We start from the raw sequence: 8,279 nt of genomic DNA on the forward strand, positions 1-8,279 counted from the left end.
TGACGTAACGGAATTGTGATCGACGTCGAAACGTTTCGCTAAGTGAAATGTAATAGAGGAAAATTCCCCGGCGGCGCTACGCTTGCGCGGGCCTACGGGTCTGGTAGGCCGGGTAAGCGCAGCGCCACCCGGCATTTCATGAGGACTTAAATCTCGACCTGCGTCCCCAGCTCAATCACACGGTTAGGCGGGATCTCAAACTGGTCAGGCGCACGCAGGGCGTTACGCTGCAGAATCAGGTACAGCTTGCCGCGCAGGCGCAGATACCACGGACGTTTTCCGATAATCAGCGATTCGTGTGACATAAAGAAGGATGTTTCCATCATGCGACAGCTCAACCCTTCCAGACCGCAGCGGTGGAACACCTCTTCCACGTTCGGCGTTTCGCGCCAGCCGTAGCTTGCCACCACGCGCCAGAAGGTTGGCGACAGTTGCTCGATCTGCACTCGGCGTACATTGTGAACATACGGCGCATCTTCGGTACGCAACGTCAGGAGGATCACCCGCTCGTGCAACACTTTGTTGTGCTTGAGGTTATGCATCAGTGCAAAAGGGATCACATTCAGCGCACGGGACATATACACCGCCGTACCCGGTACGCGCACCGGCGGGGATTTTTCCAGCGACGCGATCATCGCCTCCAGAGAATTACCGTGCTCGTGCATACGGCGCAGCAGACGGAAACGCTCGCTCTTCCACGTGGTCATCACAATGAACATCACCAGGCCGAGCGTCAGCGGCAACCAGCCACCGGAGACAATCTTATCCAGGTTTGCGGAGAACAGCGGCACGTCGATACACAGGAAGCCAACCAAAATCAGCCCCACGAGGAATTTGTTCCAGTGCCAGTTACGGTACGCCACCGTGGTGGAGAGAATCGACGTCAGCACCATCGTACCGGTCACAGCGATACCGTAGGCCGCCGCCAGGTTACTGGAGTGCTCAAAGCTAACGATAACGATCACCACAGCAAAGTAGAGCAGCCAGTTAATAAACGGAATGTAGATCTGGCCGGATTCCATTTCTGAGGTGTGGATAATGCGCATTGGAGAGAGATACCCCAGACGGACAGCCTGGCGCGTCAGCGAGAACACACCGGAAATCACCGCCTGAGATGCGATAACCGTCGCCAGCGTCGCGAGGATCAGCATCGGTACCAGCGCCCAGTCCGGTGCCAGCAGGAAGAACGGGTTTTTAATCGCTTCAGGGTGTTTAAGCAACAGCGCGCCCTGACCAAAGTAGTTCAGTACCAGTGACGGCAGCACGACGGTAAACCACGCCACGCGGATAGGCAGTTTCCCGAAATGCCCCATGTCGGCATACAGCGCTTCAACACCGGTAATAGAAAGCACCACCGCGCCCAGCGCCACAAACGACACCACTTTATATTCAAGGAAGAAGTGAACGGCCCACATCGGGTTCAGCGCATGCAGGACATCCGGGTTAGCGATAATGCTGCGTAAGCCCAGTGCCGCCAGGATCAGGAACCACGCCAGCATAATTGGCGCAAACAGTTTACCCACCAGCCCGGTGCCGTGCTTTTGAATAGCAAACAGCAGCGTCAGCACAATAATGGCAAGCGGGACAACCCATGTATCGAGCTGCGGCGCGATGATCTCCAGCCCCTCAATTGCAGACATCACCGAAATTGCCGGGGTAATAACTACCTCTCCATAGAAGAAGCTACCGCCAATCAGACCGATGATGACCAGCACCGATGTCATTCGGGCGGAGGTATTGCGTCCGGCAAGGGACATCAGCGTCAGAATACCGCCTTCGCCCGCGTTATCCGCGCGCATCACGAAGGAGAGATATTTAACAGAAACCACCAGGATCAGTAGCCAGAAAATGAGTGACAGGAAACCGAACACGGCGTCACGTTCAACACCAAAGCCAAACTGACCGGACAGACATTCACGAAGCGTATAAAGCGGGCTGGTGCCGATATCACCGTAGACAACCCCGATCGCCGCAAGTGTTATTGCGGGTAATGATTGCTTATTATCAGTGCTCATAGACTAGTCTTTTCGTTTAAATAACAAATGTGTGCTTAGTCCCTTGGCCCACAAAAAGCGCACAGTATGCACGATTCAATGCAAAATCGTACCCCTAAATGCAACCGCGTTAATGTAGCGCAAAGAAAATAGCGCCGCACTTCAGTCTATTACCAGCCCTGACTGAAACGTCTATACTCGCTTCAATTGGCCGCCACGACGGCGAAAGGATGCAAAACTATTATGGCTCACTCACATTTATTAGCAGAAAGAATTTCCCGCCTCAGCAGCGCACTGGAAAAAGGCCTGTACGAGCGTAGCCACGCCATTCGTCTCTGTTTACTGGCAGCGTTGAGTGGCGAAAGCGTGTTTCTGCTGGGGCCGCCGGGCATTGCCAAAAGCCTGATTGCCCGCAGGCTGAAATTTGCCTTTCAAAACGCGCGCGCCTTCGAATATCTGATGACCCGGTTCTCCACCCCCGAAGAGGTTTTCGGCCCGCTCTCCATTCAGGCATTAAAAGATGAGGGGCGCTATGAGCGTTTAACGACAGGGTATCTTCCTGAAGCAGAAATTGTCTTTCTTGATGAGATCTGGAAAGCTGGCCCCGCTATCCTGAACACCCTGCTCACCGCGATTAACGAACGTCGGTTCCGCAATGGTGCCAGCGAAGAGAAAATCCCGATGCGCCTGCTGGTGGCCGCCTCAAACGAACTGCCGGAAGCCGACAGCAGCCTTGAAGCGCTGTATGACCGTATGTTGATTCGCCTGTGGCTGGACAAAGTGCAGGACAAATCGAACTTTCGCTCCATGCTGGTAAGTCAGCAGGATGAAAATGAAAACCCGGTGTCAGCCTCACTTCAGGTGACAGATGAGGAGTACCACCAGTGGCAGCAGGATATCGGTAAAATCAAGCTGCCTGACGCTGTCTTTGAGCTAATCTTCATGCTGCGCCAGCAGCTTGATCTCTTACCTTCCGCCCCCTACGTCTCTGACCGTCGCTGGAAAAAAGCGATCCGCCTGCTGCAGGCGAGCGCGCTGTTCAGTGGCCGTGATGCCGTAGCACCGATTGATCTGATCCTGTTGAAAGACTGCCTCTGGCACGATGCTGAAGGCATGAACCTGATGCAGCAGCAGCTTGAAATATTGATGACCGGGCACGCCTGGGGGCAGCAGTCGATGCTCAATCAGCTGGGCGCGATTGCCCAACGGCGCATTCAACTCCAGCAGCAACAAAGTGACAAAACGGCGCTGAAAGTGAACCGTCTTGGCGGTATGTTCGCCCGTAAACCGCATTACGAATTGCCCGCCGAACTGACTGACGTCTCGCTCACGCTTCTGCTTCAGCAGCCGCTTAAACTTCATGACATGCAGGTAGTGCACGTGACGATTGAACGCATCGCCTTGGCACAGTGGCTGGATAAAGGCGGAGAAATCCGCGGCAAGCTCAACGGCATCGGTTTTGCGCAGCCGTTGACGATGGAAGTCGACAGCAGCCAGCATCTGGTGATCCGTGATGTCAGCCTGCAGGGATCGCGTCTTGCGCTGCCGGGCACCGCCTCAGACAGCGTGCCGGAAGAGATCAAACAGCAACTGGAGGCGCTTGATACCGAGTGGCACCAGCAGCACACGCGCTTCAGCGAACAGCAAAAATGCCTCTTTATTCATAGCGACTGGTTAGGTCGTATCGAAGCCAGCCTGCAGGATGTCAGCGCGCAGATCAAACAGGCGCGACAATGCTAACGCTGGACACGCTCAACGTCATGCTGGCGGTCAGTGAAGAGGGGTTGATCGAAGAGGTGGTCATCACTCTGCTGGCCTCACCGCAACTGGCGGCATTCTTTGAAAAATTCCCAAAGCTCAAAAAGGCGATGACCGACGATCTCCCGCGCTGGCGCGATAATTTGCGGCAGCGTTTTAAAGAGACCGAAGTCCCGCCGGAATTGACGGAGGAGGTTGCCAGCTATCAGCAATGCCAGCGGCTTTCGACACCACAATTTATCGTCCAGCTACCGCAAACGCTGACGCTGCTCGACAAAGTTCACTCTCCCTTTGCCAGCCAGGCCCGCGCGCTGGTCACGGATAACGCCACCTTTACGCCCGCGCTGCATACCCTGTTTTTACAGCGCTGGCGGCTCAGCCTCGTCGTACAAGCCACCACGCTCAACCAGCAGTTACTGGATGAAGAACGCGAACAACTGCTCAGTGAAGTTCAGGAACGCATGACGCTGAGCGGCCAACTGGAACAGGTGCTGGTGGAAAATGAAAACGCCGCCGGACGTCTCTGGGATATGAGCGCTGGTCAGCTGCGGCGTGGAGACTATCAGCTGATCGTTAAATACGGCGATTTTCTGACCCAGCAGCCGGAGCTAATGAAGCTCGCGGAACAGCTCGGCCGTTCACGGGAGGCAAAATCCGTCCCAAAGAAAGATGCGCCGATGGAAACCTTCCGCACGCTGGTGCGTGAACCGGCTACCGTGCCGGAGCAGGTTGATGGACTCCAGCAAAGCGATGACATATTGCGCCTGCTGCCCACGGAGCTAAGCACGCTGGGGATGACCGAGCTGGAATATGAGTTCTACCGCAGGCTGGTGGAAAAGCAGCTTCTGACCTATCGGCTACATGGCGAAGCCTGGCGCGAAAAGTTAAGCCAGCGCCCTGTCGTCCATCAGGATTTTGATGAACAGCCGCGTGGTCCCTTTATTGTTTGCGTGGATACGTCCGGCTCAATGGGTGGGTTTAACGAGCAGTGTGCGAAAGCGTTCTGCCTGGCGCTGATGCGGGTGGCGCTTGCCGATCGTCGTCGCTGCTTCATCATGCTGTTCTCAAGTGAAGTGGTGGGCTACGAACTGACCAACCAGCAGGGTATCGAGCAGGCGATCCGCTTTTTAAGCCAGCGTTTTCGGGGTGGCACCGATCTGGCCAGCTGTTTTCGCAGCATCGTTGAGCGTATGCAGGGCGGAGACTGGTATGACGCCGACGCGGTGGTGATTTCCGATTTTATTGCCCAGCGATTGCCGGATGACGTGGTAAATAAGGTGAAGGAGTTACAGCGAGTGCATCAGCACCGTTTCCATGCTGTGGCGATGTCTGCACATGGAAAACCCGGCATCATGCGCATCTTCGATCATATCTGGCGCTTCGATACCGGGTTGCGTAGCCGCCTGCTCAGACGCTGGCGGCGTTAATTAAAGAAGAGAACCTACGCTTTCACGAACCTGCTGCGGCCACACGCCGCACTGCACCTGACCAATATGAGACAGCTGCAGCAGCAGCATGGTCAGACGGGACTGGCCGATACCGCCACCGATAGTCTGCGGCATTTCCCCGCGCAGCAGCGCCTGGTGCCACTCCAGCTGGAGACGATCTTCATCGCCGGTCACTGCCAGCTGGCGCTTCAGCGCGTCAGCATCCACGCGGATACCCATGGAAGAAAGCTCGAACGCATCTTCCAGAACCGGGTTCCAGACCAGGATATCACCGTTCAGGCCGGCAAATTCGCTCTCGCCGGTAGTGCTCCAGTCATCATAATCCGGTGCGCGAACGTCATGACGTTTACCGTCAGACAATTTACCGCCGATCCCAATCAGGAACACCGCGCCCAGCTCTTTGGCGATCGCCCGTTCACGGCCTTTAGCATCCAGTTCTGGGAAGCGGCTCAGCAATTCCTGGCTGTGGACAAAGTGGATCGTATCCGGCAGGAACGGTGCCAGACCAAACTCTTTGCTCACGGCCGCTTCGGTGGCTTTGATCCCGGCGTAGATCGCCTCAACCGTCGATTTCAGCGTACCGATATGGCGCTCGCCATCCCCCATCACGCGCTCCCAGTCCCACTGGTCAACGTAGACAGAGTGAATGGGCGTCAGGCGGTCTTCATCGGGGCGAAGGGCTTTCATGTGCGTGTAAAGCCCTTCGCCCGCGCTGAAGTCGTGTTGTCCCAGGGTTTGACGCTTCCACTTCGCCAGTGAATGAACCACTTCGAACTGAGCGTCTGGCAGTGTTTTCACTTTCACCTGTACCGCTTTTTCGCATCCGGATAAGTTATCCTGCGTCCCGTCCCCCACGCGGCTGAGAATCGGTGCCTGGACTTCAATCAGGCCAAGTTTTTCTTCCAGCTGGCGAGAAAAATGGGATTTAACGAAACTAATCTGGCGTTGTTTTGCGATGTAAGCGGTTTTCATTATTTATACTCCTGCGTCCTGTTGGTATTGATTAAGCAACAGAAATGGCCTTGAATTCAATATTCAAACAACAAAAAGCCACCTTCACTTTTGATTCGTTAAAATAAGGCGCTAGAATAGAGAGATTCATCAATCTTCATAAGAAAAACCTATGGAAAATTATCAGATCGACAATCTGGATCGCGGCATCCTGGAGGCCTTAATGGCCAATGCGCGCACCGCCTATGCCGAACTGGCTAAACAGTTTGGCGTCAGTCCGGGGACGATTCACGTTCGCGTAGAGAAGATGAAACAGGCGGGGATCATTACGGGCGCGCGTATTGACGTTAGCCCTAAGCAACTCGGTTACGACGTCTGCTGCTTCATTGGCATTATTCTTAAAAGCGCCAAAGACTATCCTTCAGCCCTGGCAAAACTGAACGCGCTGGATGAAGTCACGGAGGCGTATTACACCACCGGGCACTACAGCATCTTTATAAAGGTGATGTGCCGATCCATCGACGCCCTCCAGCAGGTACTTATCAACAAGATCCAAACAATCGATGAAATTCAGTCCACCGAGACCCTGATCTCCCTGCAAAACCCGATCATGCGGACCATCCGCCCGTGATCGGGCAAATTCATTCCCACATTTTCCACAGGTAGATCCCAGCTCGTTCACAGCGTACAATGGCCGCCTCTTTCTATGAGCGAGCGATCAATGGCGGACATTACTCTTATCAGCGGCAGCACCCTGGGCGGTGCGGAATATGTAGCGGAACATCTGGCTGAGAAGCTGGAAGATGCAGGTTTCTCAACAGAAACGCTGCACGGCCCGTTACTTGAAGATCTCCCGACTGACGGGGTCTGGCTGCTGATCACCTCCACGCACGGTGCGGGCGATCTGCCGGATAACCTGCAACCTTTATATGACGAACTACTGGAACAACAGCCCGACCTGTCAAATGTCCGGTTTGGTGCAGTCGGTATCGGTAGCCGTGAATATGACACTTTCTGCGGTGCAATAGAGAAAGTCGAAGCCGCTGTGACCTCTTGTGGGGCAAAACAGTTGGGTGAAACGCTGAAGATCAACATCCTCGATCATGATATTCCGGAAGATCCGGCGGAGATCTGGCTGGGTGAATGGAAAAATTTACTCAAAAACGATTAAAGATCACGCAAACAGATGTGGATAACTACGCTTAAAAGCTCGTATTAACCCGTAGTTATCCAACGAATAACTCTGCTGGTGTTTTTGGCCTGTGCATAAAGTCGCGATCTGATCCCAGCTTATACGGTCCAGGATCACCGATCATTCACAGCAAACGATCCTTTCTAACCGCATGATCTTCTTTGCGAGATCGGACTTATCCACAAAGAGTTGCGATCCTAATAAGAGATCACAATAGAACAGATCTCTAAATAAAAAGATCTTCTTTTTAATAGCCCAGGATCCCAATGCTTTCTCGAAAGACTAAAGTTGAGTAGAATCCACGGCCCAGGCTTCAATCCATTTTCATACCGCTTTACGCGAGGCAGACCACCATGTTTTATCAGGATCCTTTTGACGTCATCATCATTGGCGGGGGTCATGCAGGCACTGAGGCCGCAATGGCCGCAGCGCGAATGGGTCAGCAGACCCTGCTTTTGACACACAATATCGACACGCTGGGACAAATGTCCTGTAATCCGGCGATTGGCGGCATTGGGAAAGGACACCTGGTAAAAGAAGTGGATGCGCTTGGCGGCCTGATGGCGAAAGCCATCGATCAGGCGGGCATCCAGTTTAGGATACTAAACGCCAGTAAAGGCCCTGCCGTTCGTGCTACCCGTGCACAGGCAGACCGCGTGCTTTACCGCCAGGCTGTACGTACCGCGCTGGAGAACCAGCCGAATTTGATGATCTTCCAGCAGGCCGTTGAAGATCTGATCGTTGAGAACGATCGCGTTGTCGGTGTGGTGACCCAGATGGGGCTCAAATTCCGGGCCAAAGCGGTGGTGCTGACCGTCGGGACATTCCTGGACGGTAAAATCCATATTGGTCTGGACAACTACAGCGGCGGCCGTGCAGGCGATCCGCCGTCTATTCCGCTGTCTCGCCGTCTGCGTGAACTGCCGCTGCGCGTCA

7 protein-coding genes are annotated in these 8,279 nt (G+C 54.4%); 5 read left to right on the plus strand and 2 right to left on the minus strand.

Features of this window, described 5'->3' with window-relative positions:
- Nucleotides 1-146: 146 nt before the first annotated feature.
- Complete coding sequence (gene kup, locus ABGB15_RS21335) at nt 147-2,015, minus strand: low affinity potassium transporter Kup (protein WP_152082838.1); 1,869 nt, start codon at nt 2,013-2,015, stop codon at nt 147-149.
- 222 nt (nt 2,016-2,237) lie between these two features.
- On the opposite strand from kup, the gene ravA reads away from it, so the two are divergent.
- Nucleotides 2,238-3,734: an ATPase RavA gene (gene ravA, locus ABGB15_RS21340; RefSeq protein WP_215723893.1), complete on the plus strand. Its 1,497-nt coding sequence runs from the start codon at nt 2,238-2,240 to the stop codon at nt 3,732-3,734.
- Nucleotides 3,728-5,179, plus strand: a complete 1,452-nt coding sequence (gene viaA, locus ABGB15_RS21345; protein ID WP_152082836.1) for an ATPase RavA stimulator ViaA — start codon at nt 3,728-3,730, stop codon at nt 5,177-5,179. The genes ravA and viaA overlap by 7 nt, the downstream gene beginning before the upstream one ends.
- Here viaA and asnA read toward each other — a convergent pair whose 3' ends face one another.
- Nucleotides 5,180-6,172: an aspartate--ammonia ligase gene (gene asnA / locus ABGB15_RS21350; RefSeq protein ID WP_152082835.1), complete on the minus strand. Its 993-nt coding sequence runs from the start codon at nt 6,170-6,172 to the stop codon at nt 5,180-5,182. It abuts the gene before it with no gap.
- A gap of 151 nt (nt 6,173-6,323) precedes the next feature.
- Between asnA and asnC the strand changes: the two genes are divergently transcribed.
- The 3 genes from asnC to ABGB15_RS21365 all read left to right on the plus strand — a co-directional run.
- Nucleotides 6,324-6,782, plus strand: coding sequence for a transcriptional regulator AsnC (asnC, locus tag ABGB15_RS21355; protein WP_008500198.1), 459 nt, complete (start codon nt 6,324-6,326; stop codon nt 6,780-6,782).
- 90 nt (nt 6,783-6,872) lie between these two features.
- Entirely contained in the window at nt 6,873-7,322 is a 450-nt protein-coding gene (gene mioC / locus ABGB15_RS21360) for an FMN-binding protein MioC (protein ID WP_152082834.1), read from the plus strand.
- A gap of 374 nt (nt 7,323-7,696) precedes the next feature.
- A partial coding sequence (locus tag ABGB15_RS21365; protein ID WP_369064270.1) for an FAD-dependent oxidoreductase occupies nt 7,697-8,279 on the plus strand: 583 nt, incomplete at its 3' end.

The sequence above is a fragment of the Enterobacter sp. MALB-1 genome, assembly GCF_041021625.1.
GTDB lineage: Bacteria > Pseudomonadota > Gammaproteobacteria > Enterobacterales > Enterobacteriaceae > Enterobacter > Enterobacter oligotrophicus.